The sequence below is a fragment of the Sorangium sp. So ce128 genome (genome assembly GCF_051525245.1).
Lineage (GTDB): Bacteria > Myxococcota_A > Polyangia > Polyangiales > Polyangiaceae > Sorangium > Sorangium cellulosum_B.
The window spans coordinates 8628148-8646889 of record NZ_CP150313.1; the positions used below are offsets into that span (position 1 = coordinate 8628148).

Genomic DNA, 18742 nt, shown 5'->3' on the forward strand with positions numbered 1-18742 from the left:
ACGGCGGTCCGGAAGCCGCCGGAAGCCGGATCACGCCTCGCCCGCCGGAGGGCGCAGGCCCGTCGAGACGACAACGGCGGGCGCAGGCCCGTCGAGACGAGAACCAGAGGAGCCACACGATGCTGTCGAAGAAGAGCATTTACGAGACCCTCGCCGCGCTGAGCGCCGGCGCCATGGTGATGAGCGGCTGCGCCGGCGCGCAGGCGCCGGTCAACGCGAGCGAGGTCCCCGCAGAGCAGGCCGCCCCCGCCGCCCCGGCCGAGCCCGCGCCGGCGCCCGCGCCCGCGCCGGCCGAGACCGCCACCGGCGACGCCGCCGCGGGCGCGAACGTCCCCGCCGCCCCGGCCGAGCCCGCGCCGCCGAGCGACGCGCAGTCCGCCGCGACCTCGCCGAAGGTCGCCCCCACGGCCACCCCGGCGGCCACGGCCGCGCCGCCCACGCCGCCCACCGGCGCCCCGGCGAAGCCCGCCGCCAAGAAGACGGGCGCCGCCGCGAAGAAGCCCGGCCACGCGGGCTGCGGCCAGGGCACCTGCGGCTGATCGCGGCCTCCCGCGCCCTTCCCCGTACCCCCATGACCGGCAGCGCGCTCACCGGCGTCGGCCTCGGGCTCCGATGGGAGTTCCTCGACGAGGTGCTCGCGGCGCTCGACGCGCCCGATCACGTCGCGCGCGACGCGGCGCTGCCCGTCCCCTTCTTCGAGCTCTCCCCCGAGAACTACATGCGGCGCGGCGGCTACTTCCCCGCCGCGATCGAGCGCGTCCGGGAGCACCGCCCGATCCTGACGCACGGGCTCACCCTGTCCGTCGGCGGGCTCGATCCGCTCGACGCCGGCTACCTGCGCGCGCTCGGGGGGTTCCTGGCGCGGCTCGATCCCCCCTTCCACAGCGACCACCTCTGCTTCTCCGGGGTCGACGGCGCGTTCCTCCACGACCTCCTGCCGCTCCCGCACACGTCCGCGGCCGCCGCCCACGCCGCGGCCCGCATCCGCGAGGCGGAGGAGCGGCTCGAGCGCCCGATGGCGATCGAGAACATCACCTACTACCTGGTCCCGGGCCGCGCCTCGCTCGACGAGGCCGACTTCCTCGTCGAGGTGCTCGAGCGCGCCGGCTGCCGGCTCCTGCTCGACGTGAACAACGTCTACGTCAACGCCCGGAACCACGGCTTCGACCCGGTCGCGTTCCTGGAGAAGATCCCTCCCGAGCGCGTGGCCGCGATGCACGTCGCGGGGCACGCGTGGCGCGACGACGCGGAGGTCCTCGTCGACACGCACGGCGCGCCGGCGATCGCCCCGGTGCTCGACCTGCTCGCCCGCGCGGTCGCGCGGACCGGGCCGGTGCCGGTCGTGATCGAGCGGGACAACGACGTGCCGCCGCTCGGCGCGTTGCTCGCCGAGCTCGCCGAGGTCGACGCGGCGTACCGGCGCGGGCTCGCCGCGCGGGAGGCGCGAGCGTGAGCGGGGCGCGCGGGGTGGGCGAGGCGGGCGAGACGCGCGAGACGTGCGAGACACGCGAGACGTCGAACACGCCGCCGCCGGAGCTCGCGGCGCTGGCGCGGGCGCTCCAGCGGAGCGTGACCGCGCCGGACGGCGAGGCGATCGCGGCCGATCCGCGCGCGTGGCTCGCCCGCGCCGGGCTCGAGGGGCCGGACCTCGAGGCGATGGCGGCGCTCCCGCCGAAGCGGCTGCTGCTCTACCGGAGCCTCATCCGCCGCGGGCTGACGGGCGCGATCCGCGCCGGGATCCCGCGGACCGCGGCGCGGCTCGGCGCGCGGTTCGAGGCGGACGTGGAGCGCTTCATCGAAGCGGAGCCGCCCCGGTCGCGCTACCTCCGCGACATCGCGTTCGAGTTCGTGGGGTTCGCCGCGCCGCGCTGGGCCGGGGATCCGGAGGTCCCCGCGTACCTCGCGGATCTCGCGCGCCACGAGCTGGCCGCCTTCGCGGCGGCGTGCGCCGAGCAGGACGAGGAGGCCGGCGCGGGCGGGGCGTCAGGGCCGCTCGGCGACGAGGCACCAGCGACACCGGGCAACGAGGCGCCGGGACCGCCGGGCAACGAGGCGCCGGGGCCCCTGGGCGAAGCGCTGTCGCTCGACCGGGGGGCGCGCTTCCAGCGGGCCGCGGCGCTCGTGCGCTACGAGCACGCGGTCCACAGGCTGCAGGGCGACGCGTCGGCGCGCGACGTGCCGGCCCGCGAGCCCACCCGCCTGCTCGTGTACCGCGACGCCGCGCACGACGTGCGCTTCCTCGAGCTCACGCCGCTCGCGGCCGAGATCCTGGGCCGCCTCCTCGCGGGCGCCGCGCTCGGGGAGGCCGTGGTCGCGGGCTGCGCCGCGCTGGGATACCCGGTCGACGGGCCGGTGCTGGAGAGCACCGCGGCCCTGCTGAGCGACCTCGCCGAGCGCGGGGCGCTCCTCGGGCCGTCGCGATGATCGCCGGGGCGCAGACGGTGTATGCCGTCAGGACCGCCATGGATGAGCTCGCCCTGAACGAAGCGATGGACCGGTACGCGTGCGGCGACGCGCGCGCGTTTCCGGAGCTGCACCGCGCGCTCGCGGCGCGCCTCCTCGCGTACCTCACCCGCATGAGCGGCTCGGAGACGCTCGCGGGCGACCTGACGCAGGAGACGTTCCTGCGGATGCACCGCGCCCGATCGAGCTTCGCCCGCGGCGGCGCCGTCGCGCCGTGGGCCTACGCCATCGCGCGCAACGTCTACCTGGATCACGCGCGCGCCCAGAAGCACCGCGGCACCGAGCGCCTCCCGAGCGATCCGGGCGCGGAGCCGCCGGACGCGCGCGGCGCGGACGCCGAGGCGGTCGCGATCGCCTCCGAGACGGCGCGGGCGGTGGAGCGGACGCTGGCGGGCCTGCCGGCCTCGCAGCGCGAGGCGTTCATCCTGATCCGGTACGAGGGGCTCAGCGTACAGGACGCCGCGGCCGTCCTGGGGACGACCGCGAGCGCGGTGAAGCTCCGCGCGTTCCGCGCCTACGAGGCGCTGCGGGCGGCGCTCGATGATCTCAAGCGGCGGCCCGAGGCGGAACCAGGAGGCGCGGAAGAGCGCCGCCGGGGCAAGAGCCAGGGGCGCGTCCGGGGAGGTGCCAATGTCGACTGATCGCGACTTGCTGAGCGAGCTGAAGGACATCCCCGATCCCGCGGCCCACCTCGCCGCCGGCCCGCCGCCGGCCCAGGTCGAGGCGCCGGCCGAGCCGTCGCCGACGCGCCCGGCGCGCGAGCGCCGCGTCGTGGGCGCGATCCTTGCGGGGCTCGCGTGGATCCTGCTCCTGACGTGGTGGGAGGGCTTCCGCGACGACCTCGGGTCGCCCCGGGTCGCCCTCCCGCTCGTCCTCTTGGCGGCGCTCTCCGGCCTCGGCCTGCTGCTCGCGCTCTTGCCGCGCGCCCGGGGCCTGCCGGCCGGCGTGCGGGCGCTCCAGGTGCTCGTCGCCGCGGTGGCGGTCGGGTTCCTGGCCGCGGCGGTCGTCACGTCGCGTGTGGACGACGTGCTGGCGCCCCTGATCGTGCACCTCGAGTGCAGCGCGGTCGCGCTCAGCATGGCGCTCGTGCCGTTCGCGCTGGCGGCGCTCGTGCTGCGCCGCTCGTTCCTCTCGGCCCCGGCGTGGCGGGGCGCCGCGATCGGGGCCCTGTGCGGGCTCGGGGCGGCGCTCGGCATCCACGCGCACTGCTCGCTCGACGAGGTCGTCCACGTCGCCTTCGCCCACGGCGTGCCCATCGCGGCCGGCGCGCTCCTCGGCGCCGCCGCCGGGGCGCTGCGCGGGCGAGCCTGAGGCGCCGCGCGGCGTCGCGCATCCTCCCCGGCCATCACTGCGAGGCGGCGCGACCGCCGCGGACCTGCCGGCGCGCGCCGCGAAGAGGATCGTGCCGTGGCGCTTGCGCCGCGGCGCTGGCCAGGACTAACGCAGGAGGCAGGAGAAACCAGGTCGATGCGGCGCGCGCTCCTCTTTCTGGCGGCGGGACTATGGCTCGGATGCGGCAGCTCCGGCGCCGGAGCCGCGAACAACGGCGCCACGACGGGCGTGACCGCCGGCGGCGGTGAGGGCGCGAGCCAGGGCGACGCCGCGAGCGTCGGCAGCACGAGCGCCAGCAGCACGAGCGGCGGGGGCGCGGGCGGCAACGGCGCGGGCGGCGGCGGCGGCGCGGGCGGCAACGGCGCGGGCGGCGGCGGCTCGCAGGCCGAACGCGCGTTCGCGGTCTATGTCGGTGGTCACGAGGGGCTCTTCGTCTTCCGCCTGGACGACTCCGACGGCGCGCTCTCGGCCGTGCAGGGCCCGCTCGACGCCGAGATGAACCCGACCTTCCTCGCCGTCGACCCCGCGCACCAGCGCCTCTTCGCGGCGAACGAGCTGAACGAGGTGGACGGGGAGCTGTCCGGCGCCGTCAGCGCGTTCCGGATCGATCCTCAGGGCGGGACGCTCGAGCTCATCAACAGGGCTTCTTCGAAGGGCGCGGGCCCCGCCCACCTGTCCACGGATCGCTCCGGGCGCTTCGTCCTCGTCGCCAACTACGGCGGCGGGACGGCGGCGGTGCTCCCCGTGGGCCAGGACGGCGCGCTCGGCCAGGCGGTCGACGAGGAGTCCTACGGGCGCCGGGCGAGGTCGCACCAGGCCGTGACCGACCCGGCGAACCGGTTCGCGTTCGTCAGCAACCTCGGGGTCAACTCGATAGCGCAGTACACCTTCGACGCGGACACGGGCCAGATGGATCCGAACGACCCGCGAAGCCTCTCGTTGCCCACGGCCGGGACGCCTCGGCACCTCGAGTTTCACCCGAATGGCCGGTTCGCGTACCTGATCAACGAGTACGAAGACTCGATCACCACCTTGAGCTACGATCCGTCGCGCGGGACGCTCTCCGCCGTGGCGACGGTGTCGACGTTGCCGGACGGCGCGAGCGCCGAGGGAAACAACGGCGCCGAGGTCCAGGTCTCCCCGTCGGGCAAGTTCGTGTACGGGTCGAACCGCGGCCACGACAGCATCGCCATCTTCGCCGTCGATCCCGAGCGGGGCACGCTCACGCCCGCCGGCCATGCCTCGACGCAGGGCATGACGCCGCGCCATTTCCAGATCTCGCCGACAGGCAAGCTGATGCTCGTCGCGAACCAGGATTCGGGGAACATCGTCGCGTTTCGCGTGGACGAGGCGACGGGCGCCCTCGAGCCGACAGGCCGCGTCACCGAGGTCCCCGAGCCCACCTATGTCGGGATCGTGGCCTTGCCGGACCGCTGAGCGGGGCGCCCTCTCTCGGGCCCTGGCGCTGGGGGACGAGCGAGCGTCGGCCCGGCCCCTGCGACGACGTCGATCGCCGGATCGACGCCGCACAGATGCGCGTGGTGGATCCACCACACCCAGCACAGCATGCCGAACGGCAGATAGCCGAAGTACCCGAGCAACGGCATCTCGAACACGTGCAGCACGTTCACGTAGGGCACGTCGTACTTCCAGAAGTTGGGGTTCTGTGGCGTGCTGTAGAAGTTCCACATCTCGCCGACCAGGTAGTTGAGCGCGCACGCCAGGCCCATCAACACCACCGGCGCCCAGTTGCCGCTGCGGATCGCCGAGAACGGCGTCCACGCGCCCGCGAGCGACACCGCCGCGGTCAGCACCAGCAGCGGGCTCAACCACAGCAGCGGGAACAGCGGCGCGGGCCACAGCACCAGCGCGGCCAGCGACAAGAGGCCGATCCACAACAACCGCCGGACCGCCGCGCGCGACAGCGCGATCTGCGGCCCACGCTCGAAGCGAGCCCGCAGCGGCGCGATCGTCGTCAGCAATTGATAGACCACGAAGGTCGACGGCAACACCGTGGTGAAGGCCAGGCCGAACCACGCCAGGTAGCCGCACCGCGAGAAGATCGCGTCGTTGGGGTAATACCAGTTCGAGCGCGTGAAGTAATTGAGGTACTCGAAGAAGTACCAGGACACGCACGAGGTCGCCGCGATCGCCAGCACCGCCGCCGGCCGCCGCGATACCAGCGAGACCCCACCGGTGCGGCGATAGACAACGCCGTCGAGCGCGAGGATGAAGCCCCACCACTGCGGCACGAAGCTGAACGGCACCAGCGCCGCCGCCTCCAGCGGCTTGCCCCACATCAGCGCCCACGAGGCCACCGCCAGCAGCGCGCCCGGCACGCACCACGGCGGGAACGGGACCGGCCGGACGCCCGCGGGCCGGGTCGCCGCCGGCGCGGCGAACCCGAACCGCTGCGGCGCCCACAAGAAGCCGAGGGTCAGCAGCGCCAGGGCGACGCCGAGGCCGAACACGAACCAGCTGAAGCCCGGTACATCCGGGCTCTTCGGCGGTGGGAACACGCCCCACGTGTCGGGCATGTCGCCGTGGACCAGCAGGCGGGTGGCGAGCGGCGTCGCCACCAAGGCGAGCAGGCCGAGGACGAGCGGAAGCTTGCTGACCTTCGCACGCATCGTCAGTCACGATGTGTATCACAAGCGCCGAACCGGCGTAATCCCTCAGCCATTGAGCCCGACAGGCGTGCGCTCGCGCCGACCCGGCGAGAACCGAACACCGCCGGGGATCACCGCCCGAGATGGCGCTTCGGCTCCTCCCCCGACTTCCGCAGCATCACGATCTTCCCCGTCGGCGTCCCCACGGTCTTCACGAAGGTGGCCCGCTGTCGCCCGAGGACCCAGCTCGCCTCGGCGAGCTCCTCCTCGGCGCGCTGGCCCTTCACCAGCAGCACGAGCCCGTTGGGCCGCACGAAGGGCACCGTCAGGGGGATCAGCATGACCAGGCGCCCCACCGCGCGCGCCGTCACCGCGTCGAACGCGCCGCGGAGATCGCCCTTGCCGAGCTGCTCGGCGCGCTCGGCGCGCACCGACACGTTGGTGAGCCCGAGGCCCGCGGCCACCGCGACGAGGAACGAAGCCTTCTTCTGCGTCGCCTCCACCAGAGTCACCTTCAGATCGGGCCGAGCGATGGCGAGCGGAAGGCCGGGGAGGCCCCCGCCCGAGCCGATGTCGGCGAGGCGCGCCCCCGCGCTCAGCTCCTCCAGAAGCGGCACGAGCGTGAGCGAATCGAGGACGTGTTTCTCCCAGACCTCGACCGGATCCGTGATCGAGGTGAGGTTCATCAGCTCGTTCATCGCGAGCAGGCGCGCGAGGTAATCGCCGAGCTTGGCGATCACCCCGGCGTCGAGGGGGACACCGATCGCCGCGAGGCGCTCCGCGAAGCCCTCCGGAGGCGTGAGCGGAGCGGGAGCCGGCAGCGGGAGAGGAGCGCGTTCGTCAGGGAGCATGGACGTCCGCACACCCTAGCAAGCTCCCCCTCGTGAAGCGCCGCAATTCTCGCGCTCGCCCTCCCCGCCCGCTCCGGGGCCGCCCTTGTGACGGCTCGCTACATCGCCGAGAGGCGCCTCTGCAGCTCTTCGGGAGAGACGTCCTCGATCCGGCTCGCGAAGGACCAGCGATGGCCGAACGGATCGCGGAGCCAGGCCGTCCGGTCTCCGAACGGCTTGTCCTGCGGCGGGCGATCGATGGTCGCGCCTGCCGCCGCGGCCTGCGCGACGAGCGCGTCCACGTCCTCCACGTAGACGACGACGGCCGGGCTGCTGCCTCCCAGCGTCTCGGGGCTGATGGCGCCGAGCTCGGGATACTCGTCCGACAGGAAGAACCGGGCTCGGCCGATGGACAGCTCGGCGTGGCCGATCCGCCCGTCGGGCATCGGGATGCGCGAGTCCTCGCGCGCGCCGAACGCGCGCTTGTAGAACTCGATGGCTTCCGCGGCGCTCCGCGCGCTCAGGTAGGGGAAGCACGTCTGACCATCCGGGACGGGGTGGATCTTGCTCTTCGTCATCGTCGCGCTCCTTCGTGCTCGTATCGGATCATGGCCTTTCCCGGGGGAACGGCGGGAGTTGCCTTGACGGTCGAGCGGCGCGCCTCGCGCGCCCGTGCGCCAGGAGGAAGGCGAGCCTCTCCTGGCGCCCGTCGCCTCGGCGATCCGGGTTGGCGCTCATCCTGGAGCATCGCGCCGACCGCGTATTGGAAGAAATTCACCTGCGCGCTCGGCCGTGCGGCTTGACGAACGCGTAACACATCCGTTACATATCATGCCGATGGACGCTGTTGCCCAGGCGCTGGCGGATCCGATCCGGCGGGAGATCCTGCGAATGCTGCGCGATCGCACCGCCACGGCGGGCGCCATCGCCGGCGCGTTTCCGGTCAGCCGCCCGGCGGTCAGCCGGCACCTGCGCGTGCTGCGCGAGGCGGGCCTGGTGCGCGACGTCCAGTGCGGTCGCGAGCGCGAGTACCGCCTCGAGCTCGGTGCGCTCGCCGAGCTCGAGGCGTTCCTGCGCGAGTTGCACGCGGCGAGCCCGTGGCACCGCCGGTTCGACGCCCTCGAGACCGAGGTGCACCGCGTCGGGCGGGAGCGGCGCATGGCGACCGCCCACCCGTCCCGCAACGAAGCGAAACGAAGGAAGGAGACCGCATGAGCCCCCGACCCACAGGCCGCGTCCGGAGCACGGCGACAGGCGCCGATCTCATCATCACGCGCAGCTTTCGCGCCCCCATCGAGGATGTCTGGCAGAGCGTCACCGCCTCCGAGAGCACGGCGCGCTGGATCGGCCCGTGGGAGGGCGAAGCGGGGCCCGGCAAGACGGTGCGCCTTCAGATGGCGTTCGAGCAGGGGGCACCGTGGTGCGATATGTCGATCGATACATGCGAGCCGCCGCATCGCCTCGCGCTCTCGGCCAAGGACGATCACGGCGCGTGGCGGCTCGAGCTGTCGCTCGCGGCGAAGGGTGAGATCACCGAGCTCACCTTCATCCAGCGCCTCGCCGATCCAGCGCTCGCCGGCGATGTCGGGCCGGGCTGGGAGTATTACCTCGACATGCTCGTCGCCTCCAGGCTCGGCGAGCCGCTGCCCAGCTTCGCCGACTACTATCCGGCGCAGCGCGACTATTACCTCGGCGACGCGCGCACGCCCCGCTGAGGTCGCCAATCGATGGGCTCGCCGGCAGTGATCCTCTTCGTTGGCCTGCCGGCATCGGGCAAGACCACGTTCTTCCGGACCCACTTCTCCGGGACGCACGTGCATGTCAGCAAGGACAATTTTCCCAACGCGAAGAAGCGCGACGTGCGCCAGGCCCGCCTGGTGACCGAGGCCCTCTCGCGAGGGCTCTCTGTCGTCGTCGACAACACCAACCCTTCCCCGGCCGAACGGGCGCCCCTCATCACCATCGCCCGCGCCCATGGAGCGCGCGTCGTGGGGTATTATTTCTCGTCGCGCGTGGCAGACTCGATCGCCCGCAACGCGCTGCGCGAGGGGCGGGCGCGCGTCCCCGACGTGGGGGTGCTGGACGTGGCGAAGAGGCTTCGACGCCCGCATCCGAGCGAAGGCTTCGACGAGCTCTACTACGTGACGATGACGAACGATGGTTTCACGCAGGAGGTCTGGCAGGAGCAGTCGAATGAAGAGTGACGAGATGGATGCGAAGATGCGACTGGGCGAGTGCTTTCACGAGCTGCGCGCGCTGCAGGGCGCGTACATCGTCATTCGGGTGGACGGCCGATCGTTTTCGCGGCTGACGGAGCGCACCTGCGAGAAACCATTCGACACGGGGTTCCATCACAAGATGACGGACGCCGCGAAGGCCGTGCTCACCTCTCTCCACGGCTCTTACGCCCATACGCAAAGCGACGAGATCTCCATCCTGCTCCCCCACGAGACCAACGTCTTCGATCGCCAGGTAGAGAAGCTGGTCTCCATCGCCGCCAGCTCTGCCACCGCCAGCCTCTCGCTCTCGCTCAGCGCGCCGGTGGAGTTCGACGCGCGCCTGTGGCTCGGCGCCCGGCGCGGAGACGTGGTCGACTACTTTCGCTGGCGGCAGGCGGACGCGACGCGATCCGCTCTCAACAATTGGTGCTATTGGACCCTTCGAAAAGAGGGCAAGAGCGTCAAGGAAGCCACCCATGCGATGCTCGGCCTCTCCGTCGCTGGAAAGAACGAGCTGCTCTTCTCTCGTGGGATCAACTTCAACGACGTGCCCGCGTGGCAGCGCCGGGGGTCGGGCGTTTATTGGGAGACGATAGCCAAGGTAGGAAAGAACCCCAGGACCGGAGAGAGCGTCCCGGCCACCCGTCGCAGGCTTCGCGTCGACGACGATCTGCCCATGAAAGAGGCTTACGGGAAGTTCGTGCGTCAATTCCTCAAGGAGCAGGCCGAAGCATGACGAGCGCCCGCCCGCGCGTCGCCGCCTGAGGGGCTGGACGAACAGGCCACCATGCGCTCCCGGGCGCGGTCGCTCCGGCAGCGCGCCCGGGATTGGCGCGCCCTCGCCAGGCGCTGGCGCGGCGAGCTCTCGTGGTCGTGCCGGGCTGTGCATTCGCGGCGGCCCGAGGTAGGCTCGCGGCATGAAGATCATCCTTCCGGGCGGGAGCGGACAGGTAGGTCAGATCCTTGCGCGCGCCTTCGCGGCCGACGGACATGAGGTGATCGTCCTTTGCCGCAGCGCGAGCGTGCCCGCGGGGCGGGTCGTGCCGTGGGATGGACGCACGCTCGGCCCCTGGGCGAGCGAGCTCGACGGCGCCGACGTGGTGTTCAACCTCGCTGGCCGCAGCGTGAACTGCCGTTACACGGACGAGAACCTCCTCGCGATGAGGAGCTCTCGTGTGGACTCGACGCGCGCCGTCGGCGAGGCGATCGCCGCCGCCGCGCGACCGCCGCGCGTATGGCTGCAGATGAGCACGGCCACGATCTACGCGCACCGCCACGACGCGCCCAACGACGAGGCGACCGGGCTCCTCGGCGGCGACGAGCCGGACGTCCCCTCGTACTGGCGCAACAGCGTCGAGATCGCCCGAGCGTGGGAGCAGGCGCTGGACGAGGCCAGGACGCCGCACACGCGCAAGATCGCGATCCGCGCTTCCATGGTGATGAGCCCTGATCGCGGCGGCATCTTCGACGTGCTGCTCGGGCTCACCCGGCGGGGCCTTGGCGGTCCGGCCGGCGGAGGGCAGCAGTTCGTGTCGTGGATCCACGATCGCGACTTCATGCGAGCGACGAGGTTCTTGATCGAGCGGGACGACATCTCCGGGCCGGTCAACCTCGCCTCGCCGGGGCCGCTCCCCTACGGCGATTTCATGCGCGCGCTGCGCGAGGCCTGGGGGATCGGCTTCGGGTTGCCCGCGACGAAATGGATGCTGGAGGTCGGCGCGCTCGTGATGCGCACGGACACCGAGCTCGTGCTGAAGAGCCGGCGCGTCGTCCCCGGACGCCTGCGCGAGGCCGGCTTCACGTTCGCCTTCACCGAGTGGTCGTCGGCGGCGCGCGACCTCGTGGCGCGATGGCGCGCCGAGAGCTGAGGAGGTGAACAGCTCGACGCCCGTGGGGCGTCAGCATTCCATCGTCGCCTCGAGGAGGTCTTTCTCCATCGCGAAGGGTCTTTCGTCCGCAGACTACCTCAGCTCGTAGGCGTCGACCGTGTCCACCATCACATGGGGCACGAGGACGCGTCCACGCTTCGTGTCGTAACCGATGTCCGCGGGCGTCTTCTGCTCGGGAATCGCGACCTCGAAGGTTCCGCCGAGCTTCCCGCGAAGCACCGCCGACGCTTCGTGGCTGGTCACGAGGAGCGAGTCCCCGAGGGAGATCAGGCCGTCGAGGCGGCCGCCGGGCGCCGTGGTGGTCGCGTCCTGCCTGGCGCCCTTCTCGTCGAGGCGGAAGACCTCGGGAGCGCCGCTCGAGCAGACCACGAGCCCCTTGTCGGACCATGCGATGCCGTTCGGCATGCGCAGATCGGTGGTCTTCACCAGCGCCTTGGCCTTGCCCTTCTCGATGACGTACATGGCGTCGCTCGACGTGGCCTCGAGGTTGCCGGTCGCGCCGATCGTGAAGCCGGAGTCGGACACGTAGACCTTGCCGTCCGGAGCCGCCGCGACGTCGTTCAGCAACGTCGTACCGGGGATGGCGATCTCCCCCTTCGGCGCCCCGGTCTTGAGGTCGAACATCCGGACGGTCGTGAGGTCGGCGACGTAGAGCACGCCTTTCGCGATCGCCGATCCTGTCGGCGCGTCGAGCTTGACCTTGGCCTTGCCGCCCTCGATCCACTTCAGGTTCGTCACCTGGCCGTCGGGTGAGAGGACAGAGATGAAGCCGTTGTTGTCCTTGTCGTCCGGATTGCCGTTGATGTTCGAGACGAGGTAGCGGTCGTTGTCCGCGTCGTACAGCACGCTCTCCGGCTTGGCGAAGCCGGTGTACCTGGCGACAGGGCTCGGCGCCGCGAGCCTGGGCGGCTCGGGCGCCGCCGTGGACGCCGCGGGAGCAGCCGGAGCCGCAGGCGGGGGCTCGACGCTGTTCGTCGCGACGGGCGCGGTGGAAGCGGAAGCCGCCGGCGCCAGCGCGGGCGGCGGGGTCTCCCCCCCGCAGGAAAACATCGCGGCCGCAGCGGCGATGGACACGAAAATGTCGCGGGATCGTGCCACGAGAAGACCTCCGGGCGGCGAATCTACCACAATGCCGAGAGCTCTGGTTCTGGAGCCGGAGGTCGAACGCAAGCTGGCCGCCGCGTGGCCTTCCGAGGAGGACCGTGCTGCGGCGCGCGCCGCGCTCAGCCGCTACAGCTAGACGGTCAGACGTCGGGTACGAAAGCGGCGATCCGCTCAAAGAACCAGTACATCGCCAGCGTGCCCATCGCGTAGTAACCGGCGGTCGCGAGGCGGACGCCCGACGCGCGCCCGAGCCTACGCAACGCCCCGCGGAGCGCCAACAAGCCTGCGATGAACACCAGCTGCCCGATCTCCACGCCGACGTTGAAGCAGAGCAGCGCGATCGGGCGATCCGCGTTGGTGAGCTGCAGCTCAGCGAGCGCATTGGCGAAACCAAAGCCGTGCAAGAGGCCGAACGAGAACGCCACGAACCAGGGCCGCTTTCGCGTCAAGCTCGGCCGCTTCGTGCGTGCCTCGCCAGCTATCTCCACGGCGACGAACGCGATGCTGAGCGCGATGACGGCTTCGACGGGGGCGGCAGGCAGGCCGTGCAGCCCGAAGGTCGCCGCTCCCAGCGTCAAGCTATGCGCGACCGTGAACGCTGTGACGGTCTTGATCAGCACGCGCCACGAGTCCAGCAGCCAGAGCAGCCCTACCACGAACAGCAAGTGATCCAGGCCGAGCCAGATGTGCGTAATCCCGATCCAGATGAAGTTGGACACCCCGCGCAACGCCCTGGTATCGAGCCTGGACTCTGACACTCGGACGTGCGGCTGCGCGGCAGTCAGGCTCAGTATCTGTTCACCGCCATCTACCCGCCGGATCTTGATCATGCCGGAGGTAGAGAGATCGCCCAAGCCGTCGAACCCGACGCGACCTGACAGCCCGCGCGCGCCGCAATCGAGGCGCGGCGCCTCGAACCGGCAGTGCTCAGGGAACACGGGCTTGAGCAAGTCGTACGCCGCGCTGACGTCCTGGATGCCCTGCGTGCGCTCCCAGCTGGCGATGAACTCGCCCGGGGAGCGCTCGTCGAGCGCCAGCACGCTCAGCGAGAGCGTGTGGGCGTGCGCAGCCCCTGCGCACAGGGAACACAGGGTGATCCACAGCACCGCCGCCGCACGCAGCCACTTCCCGCTCGTCATGGCCGCTCCGCGATCTGGACGCGCCACTGCGATGTGATGCGGCTGAGCTCCGCTTGAAACGCGCGTGCAGTCCGATCCTTGCGATAGTCCGCGCTCACCTGCTCGCGGATGGTCTCGAACGAGGGCTCCGACGCCGCGGTGCGCTCAGCGACGCGCACGATGTGAACTCCGCGACTGGACCGCAGCTCTCGCCAGCTGCCGCTCGGCAGAATCCAGAGCTCGTGTGCGAGCTCGGGGCCGTACAATGAGGCCAGCTGAGCTTCGGAGCGTTGCGAATAGTCGGTCGGAATGGGCAGCCCCGGCCCGTCGGCCGGCTCTTGTCGTTCCAACAACGACAAGAGCCGCCGCGCGTCGCCGTCGGCGTCCGGCCCGCCGCGAATCAGGTACTCGCGATAGCTGATGGTCTCAGGGACGGCGTAGTCCGAGAGATGCGCTTCATGGTAGGTTTGTAGCTCGATGTCCGTGGGCGGCTTCTGGCTGAGCTCGGCTTGCAGCATGCCGCGCACGCGGGCGATGACCTGCGCACGCAGCATCGGGTCCGTGTGCACGAGGGACAGGCGCAGGCCCTCGCGAAACAGCGCTTCATCTTCGACGTAGCGTCGGATCAGCTGCTCGCGCTCCGTGTCGTTCGGGGCCCTGCCCTGGCGTTGCTCGAACAGCTTGACGAGCTCTCGCTGCTTGGACGCCGACACGTCGAGCGTGGGCACGTCGGACGCGCGGGTCACCAGGAGATGTCCGGCGAACACGAGCGCCCCGAGCAGCGTGAAGTGAACGAAGGGCTCGGAAGCGATGCGCCGCGACAAAGCGACGAGGGTCTTGGCATCTTTGGCCGTGCGGCCCGATGCCCCCTCGAACGCGGTCGGGTCGGCGGCTCCAGGGGCGGCGGTTCGCGTCATGGCTCTCGAGAGTGCAGCGGTTCCGGCTCACGGACTGGCGAGCCCGGCGGAGGCTACCCGTGCTCCGTGGCGTCTCTGTTTCACCAGCGCGACGGCGTCGCGACTTGACGGTGGACGACGAGACCTCGCCGCGCAGCGTATGCCGAGCGGCAACGAGAGGTAACTGGAGCCGCACGGAGTTGCAACCTGCACCGCATACAAGTGCGGCAGCGAACAGAGCCAGGCTCGTCCGTCTTGGCCAGGGGAGCACCCGTACATGACAAAAACCTACCGTTTGATGCTCACTGTAGCCGCCTTCGCGTTGTGGTGTGTAGCGACACGCTCCGCGAGCGCGCAAGCCGCCTTTTCGGTCGTGTTGATCCCCGACACCCAAAACTACAGCGAGTTCTCCTCGTACGAAGTCTACGAACACCAGATGCAGTGGCTCGTCGACAACCGCGCCGCGCGCAACATCAAGTTCGCGGTGCACCTCGGCGACATCACCAATCACGACACCGCGATCGAGTACGACGTGGCGAGCGCCGCGCACACGCTGCTGGACAACGCCGGCGTGCCGTACAGCATGACGATCGGCAACCATGACATCTACCCGAGCAACCAAGCCTACAAGCGCGACTCGCTGTACTCCGATTACTTCGGCCAGCCGCGCTACGAGGGCGCGTCGTTCTACGGCGGTGCTTACGACGCATCGAACATCAACAACTACACGTACTTCGAGGCCGGCGGGCTCAAGTTCATGGTGGTGAGCCTCGAGTTCGCACCGCGCAAGGACGTCGTGACGTGGGCGAATCAGGTCATCGCGAACCACCCGGACCGCCGCGTCATCGTGGCCACGCACTGCCACATGAACAACAACGCTGAGCACGCGAGCGGCTGCGCCGACGGTTACAACCTCGAGGGCCGCGACGGCGTGGACCTCTGGGAAGAGCTGATCCAGCGCCACAGCAACGTGTTCATGTCCGTGAGCGGACACATCCAGGGGGTGTCGTATCGCCGCCGCACCGGCAACAACGGCAACATCGTGCACGAGATCCTGAATGACTTTCAGAGTGAGCCGGTCCTGGGCAACGGCCATGCGCTGGGCAACGGCTGGCTGCGCGTCCTCACGTTCGAGCCGGCGCAGAATCAGATCACGGTGGAGACGCTGAGCGTCGAGGACGGCAACTGCGCGATCTTCGCGAACTGCCAGGCGACGCTGTACCTGAACTACAACAAAGCGTCCAGCCCGACTGCGACCAAGCACAATCAACAGAACTACGCCATCAGCTACGACATGCAGTCTGCGTTGCCCGCGTACGCTTACACAGCCAACGATATCTTGTTCAAGGATCGCATGGCCAACGCGCAGCTGACGGGCAAGCACTTCGATCCCAAGATCGCGACGGCGCCGAGCGGCGACTTCGTGGTGGTCTGGGAAGATGACCACGACGACAACGGCGTCGGTCAGATCTATGCGCGCGGCTTCGACCCGGACGGCAACGCACGGTTCTCGCAGATCGCCGTGAACAGCGTGGATTCAGGTCAGCAGAGGCACCCGAACGTCGCCATCGACGACTCGGGGAGATTCGTGGTGGTGTGGGAAGACGATCAGGACGGGAACGGCGCCTATCAGATCCTGGCGCGCGGCTTCAATGCCAATGGCAGTGAGCGCTTCCACGATCTTACGGTGAACACCGTGTCGGGCGGTCAGCAGTCGAGGCCCGCGGTGGCCTGCGACGGAAGCGGCAATTTCGTCGTCGCGTGGGAAGACGATCAGGACGGGAACGGGTACTATCAGATCTTGGCGCGCGGCTTCACTGCGGCCGGCGTTCAGCGCATCGCGACCTTCACCGTCAACAGCGTCGCCGCGGGTGAGCAGTTCAATCCGGCCATCGCCATGGATTCGGATGGTGACTTCGTCGTCGCCTGGGAAGACGACCAGGACGACGACGCCAACTTCCAGATCTATCACCGAGGTTTCACCGCCACGGGCGGCAACCGCTTCGCGCAGGCAGCGGTCAATACGAACACCGCGGGGCAGCACACCATGCCGTCGATCGGCATGGCGAACAACGGGAACTTCGTGGTGGCCTGGGAGGACGATCAGGACGACAACGGCTACTACCAGATCTACGCGCGCGGGTTCACGATCACCGGCGCGGAGCGGTTCGGGGTGATGGCCGTGAACAGCGTGGCCGATGGTCAACAGCTTGCGCCTAGCGTGGGGATGCGCGGCGACGGTGCTTTTGCGGTGGCTTGGCAGGACGACCAGGACGACAACGGCGTGTATCAGATCCTGGGGCGCGACTTCACCGCCGGCGGCGCGCAGCATCGGGCGGATTTCACCATCAACAGCGACTCGAGCGGCCAGCAACGGTTGCCTGTAACTGCCATGGATGATCAGGGCCGCTTCGTGGTGGCCTGGGAGGACGACATGGACGGGAATGAGAAGGCGCTCATCCTCGTTCGCAATTTCAATTATTGAACTTTGACGCAGCGGCCTGGCAGTGCGAGGTCCCCGACGACTTCACCGCCGTGCAGCGCGCTTCGCCGGGCCGCGAACAGGCGCGCCGCTATCGCGCCGATCTCGATGCTTGCTCCCACCAGCTCGCAGAAAGCCCTAGCCTAGCCGCATCTATCTGGAGGGCGCGCTCCCCGAGCGCGGCCCTCCTCCTTCAGAACGACGCATCCAGCTGGAGCCGGCCGACGTGGCGCGCGTCCGAGCCTTCCTTGCCGAAGATGTAGAAATAATCGCCCTGGATCTTCAGCGCATATCCGTTCAGGTAAACATTGAGCCCGCCGCCGACCTGCTTGCCCTGCGCGTCGACGAGATCGACGAGCTTCGGATCGGTGCCGCGCTCCGCGAAGATCTGGTCCCAGCGCGCGGCGACCTCGACCCGCTCGGTCAGCAGGAAGCCCGACTGGACGAAGTAGCCGTAACCCGACCGGGTCCACTCCCGCACGGGCGCGCCGTCGACCTCGCCCTCGAAGGAATCCCGCTCGGCGTGGCGCACCACGGCCTCGGCCGAGAGCGAGAAGCCGGCATATTTGAAGACGAGATCCGCCGCGCCGTGCAGGTAGTCGGCCGCGCCGTGCGCGAGCGTCGTGCCATAGGTGCTGTTCTGGCGGTTGGTCTGGTGGTTGTAGCCGCCCGCGACGCCCACCGCGAGCCGGGGCTTCGCCTCGCGAGAGAGGTCGCCCTCCTGGTCGTCGTCGAACGCGCCGAACGGGCGGACCGCGAGCCGCGCCACCGCGAGCGGGCCGTGCTTCTGGCCACCGAAGCGATTGCGCCCCTCGCCGCCGCCCACGAAGAGGTTGTACGACAGCTTGCCTCCCAGGCCGAAGAGATCGGGCGATGAGAGCATCAGCCCGACGTCGCGATCGAGCGTGAACTCGCGGACGGCGATCTGGCGATCGACCAGCTGGAGGGTGAACTCGCGCGTGGTCCGCGCCCGGTCGAACGGGACGAAGAACTGGCCGACACGCACGTTGAGATCGCGGATCCCGGTGTACTCGAGGAAGGCGTCGAAGACGGGAGAGGGGCTGTCCTTCTCGAAGTCGTTGCCGCCGAAGGCGAGCTGCGCGTTGTACTTGAGATCGGGCGAGAGGACATGGCCGCTCGTCGTGAGGCGCACCGTCTTCACGTTGATCTCGTTCGTGTCGTCCTCTCCCGTGTGCGTGATGGTCTCGCGGAGCTGCACGCGGGCCCGGATCGTGGACGAGAACTTGTCGTCCGCCGTCTTGACGGTGAAGCCCTTTCCAGGAGCCGCCGTCACCTTGACGCCGCTTCCCTTGTCCTTCGCCGCCTCGGCCTGCTGCTTCGCCGCGCTGGCCCGCTCCTCGGCGGCCGCCTTGCGCTCGGCCTCGAGGCGCTCGATCAGCGCGCGCTGCTGCTGCTCGAGCTCCGCGACCCGGCGGCTCAGCGGCTCGACGCCGGCCGCCGCCCCGGTCTCCTGCGGCGCCGGGGCCGGAAGCGGCGCCGGGGCCTGGGGCGGCGCCGGGGCCTGGGGCGGCGCCGCGGGCTGCTGAGCGGACGCCAGGGAGGGGAGCGCGGCGGCGACGAGCGAGAGCGCCGCTGCCGCGCGGACCGTGTGCGACTTCTTTCCGTTGATCGATTTCAAGCGCGTTGTTCCTCGGATCAAACCAGCTGCTGACGACGCACGGCGCACGGCGCACGACGCGCCGCGCGCACGGCCGGCACCAGCCGACGGCGCGAACGCGCACCGCGCCCTCGCAGGCGGCGGACCATCGCTCCCCGGCCTGCGCTCCGCGCGCCACGCAC

Annotated in this window: 20 protein-coding genes; 13 read left to right on the top strand and 7 right to left on the bottom strand. The window is 70.3% G+C overall.

Annotated features, from left to right (window positions below; genetic code table 11):
- The first annotated feature begins 119 nt into the window (after window positions 1-119).
- The 6 genes from WME82_RS32740 to WME82_RS32765 all read left to right on the top strand — a co-directional run bounded on the left by WME82_RS32740 (window position 120) and on the right by WME82_RS32765 (window position 5232).
- Complete coding sequence (locus tag WME82_RS32740) at window positions 120-539, top strand: hypothetical protein (RefSeq protein WP_437851422.1); 420 nt, start codon at window positions 120-122, stop codon at window positions 537-539.
- Window positions 540-571: 32 nt separating this feature from the next.
- Window positions 572-1453, top strand: coding sequence for a DUF692 domain-containing protein (locus WME82_RS32745; RefSeq protein ID WP_438038504.1), 882 nt, complete (start codon window positions 572-574; stop codon window positions 1451-1453).
- Window positions 1450-2424 carry an HvfC/BufC N-terminal domain-containing protein gene (locus tag WME82_RS32750; RefSeq protein ID WP_438038505.1) on the top strand — a complete coding sequence of 325 codons (975 nt, stop codon included), beginning with the start codon at window positions 1450-1452 and terminating at the stop codon, window positions 2422-2424. The genes WME82_RS32745 and WME82_RS32750 overlap by 4 nt, the downstream gene beginning before the upstream one ends.
- Window positions 2425-2462: 38 nt before the next feature.
- On the top strand, window positions 2463-3104 hold the full coding sequence (locus WME82_RS32755) for an RNA polymerase sigma factor (RefSeq protein WP_437740424.1): 642 nt from the start codon (window positions 2463-2465) through the stop codon (window positions 3102-3104).
- Entirely contained in the window at window positions 3094-3774 is a 681-nt protein-coding gene (locus tag WME82_RS32760; protein WP_438038506.1) for an NrsF family protein, read from the top strand. The genes WME82_RS32755 and WME82_RS32760 overlap by 11 nt, the downstream gene beginning before the upstream one ends.
- Before the next feature lie 156 nt (window positions 3775-3930).
- Window positions 3931-5232 carry a lactonase family protein gene (locus WME82_RS32765; RefSeq protein WP_438038507.1) on the top strand — a complete coding sequence of 434 codons (1302 nt, stop codon included), beginning with the start codon at window positions 3931-3933 and terminating at the stop codon, window positions 5230-5232.
- Here the strand turns inward: WME82_RS32765 and WME82_RS32770 are convergent.
- The 3 genes from WME82_RS32770 to WME82_RS32780 form a co-directional block, all read right to left on the bottom strand.
- Window positions 5199-6374: a small-conductance mechanosensitive channel gene (locus tag WME82_RS32770; RefSeq protein ID WP_438038508.1), complete on the bottom strand. Its 1176-nt coding sequence runs from the start codon at window positions 6372-6374 to the stop codon at window positions 5199-5201. The genes WME82_RS32765 and WME82_RS32770 overlap by 34 nt on opposite strands.
- A 161-nt stretch (window positions 6375-6535) precedes the next feature.
- Window positions 6536-7255, bottom strand: a complete 720-nt coding sequence (rsmG, locus tag WME82_RS32775) for a 16S rRNA (guanine(527)-N(7))-methyltransferase RsmG (RefSeq protein ID WP_437851438.1) — start codon at window positions 7253-7255, stop codon at window positions 6536-6538.
- Between the two features lie 98 nt (window positions 7256-7353).
- Window positions 7354-7812 (bottom strand): VOC family protein, encoded by a 459-nt coding sequence (locus WME82_RS32780; RefSeq protein WP_437740429.1) that lies wholly within the window; start codon window positions 7810-7812, stop codon window positions 7354-7356.
- Window positions 7813-8071: 259 nt separating this feature from the next.
- Here WME82_RS32780 and WME82_RS32785 point away from each other — a divergent pair, with 259 nt between their 5' ends.
- The 5 genes from WME82_RS32785 to WME82_RS32805 all read left to right on the top strand — a co-directional run bounded on the left by WME82_RS32785 (window position 8072) and on the right by WME82_RS32805 (window position 11321).
- A complete protein-coding gene (locus WME82_RS32785; RefSeq protein WP_438044950.1) occupies window positions 8072-8449 on the top strand; it encodes an ArsR/SmtB family transcription factor in 378 nt (125 codons plus the stop codon).
- Window positions 8446-8949, top strand: coding sequence for an SRPBCC family protein (locus WME82_RS32790; protein ID WP_438038509.1), 504 nt, complete (start codon window positions 8446-8448; stop codon window positions 8947-8949). Before WME82_RS32785 ends, WME82_RS32790 begins: the two co-directional genes overlap by 4 nt.
- Window positions 8950-8961: 12 nt before the next feature.
- Window positions 8962-9438 carry an AAA family ATPase gene (locus WME82_RS32795; RefSeq protein ID WP_437740432.1) on the top strand — a complete coding sequence of 159 codons (477 nt, stop codon included), beginning with the start codon at window positions 8962-8964 and terminating at the stop codon, window positions 9436-9438.
- Window positions 9428-10189 carry a tRNA(His) guanylyltransferase Thg1 family protein gene (locus WME82_RS32800; RefSeq protein ID WP_437851444.1) on the top strand — a complete coding sequence of 254 codons (762 nt, stop codon included), beginning with the start codon at window positions 9428-9430 and terminating at the stop codon, window positions 10187-10189. The genes WME82_RS32795 and WME82_RS32800 overlap by 11 nt, the downstream gene beginning before the upstream one ends.
- Window positions 10190-10370: 181 nt before the next feature.
- Window positions 10371-11321, top strand: a complete 951-nt coding sequence (locus WME82_RS32805) for a DUF1731 domain-containing protein (RefSeq protein WP_438038510.1) — start codon at window positions 10371-10373, stop codon at window positions 11319-11321.
- 93 nt (window positions 11322-11414) lie between these two features.
- Here WME82_RS32805 and WME82_RS32810 read toward each other — a convergent pair whose 3' ends face one another.
- Window positions 11415-12188, bottom strand: a complete 774-nt coding sequence (locus WME82_RS32810; protein ID WP_438038511.1) for an SMP-30/gluconolactonase/LRE family protein — start codon at window positions 12186-12188, stop codon at window positions 11415-11417.
- On the opposite strand from WME82_RS32810, the gene WME82_RS32815 reads away from it, so the two are divergent.
- Window positions 12169-12582, top strand: coding sequence for a hypothetical protein (locus WME82_RS32815; protein ID WP_438038512.1), 414 nt, complete (start codon window positions 12169-12171; stop codon window positions 12580-12582). The genes WME82_RS32810 and WME82_RS32815 overlap by 20 nt on opposite strands.
- A gap of 4 nt (window positions 12583-12586) precedes the next feature.
- Here the strand turns inward: WME82_RS32815 and WME82_RS32820 are convergent, their stop codons facing one another.
- Window positions 12587-13585, bottom strand: a complete 999-nt coding sequence (locus tag WME82_RS32820; protein WP_438038513.1) for a HupE/UreJ family protein — start codon at window positions 13583-13585, stop codon at window positions 12587-12589.
- The gene (locus WME82_RS32825) at window positions 13582-14481 is read right to left on the bottom strand and encodes a peptidyl-prolyl cis-trans isomerase (RefSeq protein WP_438038514.1); all 900 of its coding nucleotides are present in this window, start codon (window positions 14479-14481) and stop codon (window positions 13582-13584) included. Before WME82_RS32825 ends, WME82_RS32820 begins: the two co-directional genes overlap by 4 nt.
- A gap of 256 nt (window positions 14482-14737) precedes the next feature.
- On the opposite strand from WME82_RS32825, the gene WME82_RS32830 reads away from it, so the two are divergent.
- On the top strand, window positions 14738-16945 hold the full coding sequence (locus tag WME82_RS32830) for a metallophosphoesterase (RefSeq protein WP_438038515.1): 2208 nt from the start codon (window positions 14738-14740) through the stop codon (window positions 16943-16945).
- A 190-nt stretch (window positions 16946-17135) separates the two neighbouring features.
- On the opposite strand, the gene WME82_RS32835 is transcribed toward WME82_RS32830, so the two are convergent.
- Window positions 17136-18581, bottom strand: coding sequence for a porin (locus WME82_RS32835; RefSeq protein ID WP_438038516.1), 1446 nt, complete (start codon window positions 18579-18581; stop codon window positions 17136-17138).
- Between the last annotated feature and the right edge of the window lie 161 nt (window positions 18582-18742).

What these genes read in the sequence shown, in the direction of transcription:
- WME82_RS32805 (WP_438038510.1), top strand. Translation starts at nt 10,371, where the DNA reads ATGAAGATCATCCTTCCGGGCGGGAGCGGACAGGTAGGTCAGATCCTT.
- WME82_RS32820 (WP_438038513.1), bottom strand. Translation starts at nt 13,585, where the DNA reads ATGACGAGCGGGAAGTGGCTGCGTGCGGCGGCGGTGCTGTGGATCACC.
- WME82_RS32785 (WP_438044950.1), top strand. Translation starts at nt 8,072, where the DNA reads ATGGACGCTGTTGCCCAGGCGCTGGCGGATCCGATCCGGCGGGAGATC.
- WME82_RS32825 (WP_438038514.1), bottom strand. Translation starts at nt 14,481, where the DNA reads ATGACGCGAACCGCCGCCCCTGGAGCCGCCGACCCGACCGCGTTCGAG.
- WME82_RS32760 (WP_438038506.1), top strand. Translation starts at nt 3,094, where the DNA reads ATGTCGACTGATCGCGACTTGCTGAGCGAGCTGAAGGACATCCCCGAT.
- WME82_RS32780 (WP_437740429.1), bottom strand. Translation starts at nt 7,812, where the DNA reads ATGACGAAGAGCAAGATCCACCCCGTCCCGGATGGTCAGACGTGCTTC.
- WME82_RS32755 (WP_437740424.1), top strand. Translation starts at nt 2,463, where the DNA reads ATGGATGAGCTCGCCCTGAACGAAGCGATGGACCGGTACGCGTGCGGC.
- WME82_RS32765 (WP_438038507.1), top strand. Translation starts at nt 3,931, where the DNA reads ATGCGGCGCGCGCTCCTCTTTCTGGCGGCGGGACTATGGCTCGGATGC.
- WME82_RS32740 (WP_437851422.1), top strand. Translation starts at nt 120, where the DNA reads ATGCTGTCGAAGAAGAGCATTTACGAGACCCTCGCCGCGCTGAGCGCC.
- WME82_RS32745 (WP_438038504.1), top strand. Translation starts at nt 572, where the DNA reads ATGACCGGCAGCGCGCTCACCGGCGTCGGCCTCGGGCTCCGATGGGAG.
- rsmG (WP_437851438.1), bottom strand. Translation starts at nt 7,255, where the DNA reads ATGCTCCCTGACGAACGCGCTCCTCTCCCGCTGCCGGCTCCCGCTCCG.
- WME82_RS32800 (WP_437851444.1), top strand. Translation starts at nt 9,428, where the DNA reads ATGAAGAGTGACGAGATGGATGCGAAGATGCGACTGGGCGAGTGCTTT.
- WME82_RS32790 (WP_438038509.1), top strand. Translation starts at nt 8,446, where the DNA reads ATGAGCCCCCGACCCACAGGCCGCGTCCGGAGCACGGCGACAGGCGCC.
- WME82_RS32795 (WP_437740432.1), top strand. Translation starts at nt 8,962, where the DNA reads ATGGGCTCGCCGGCAGTGATCCTCTTCGTTGGCCTGCCGGCATCGGGC.
- WME82_RS32830 (WP_438038515.1), top strand. Translation starts at nt 14,738, where the DNA reads ATGACAAAAACCTACCGTTTGATGCTCACTGTAGCCGCCTTCGCGTTG.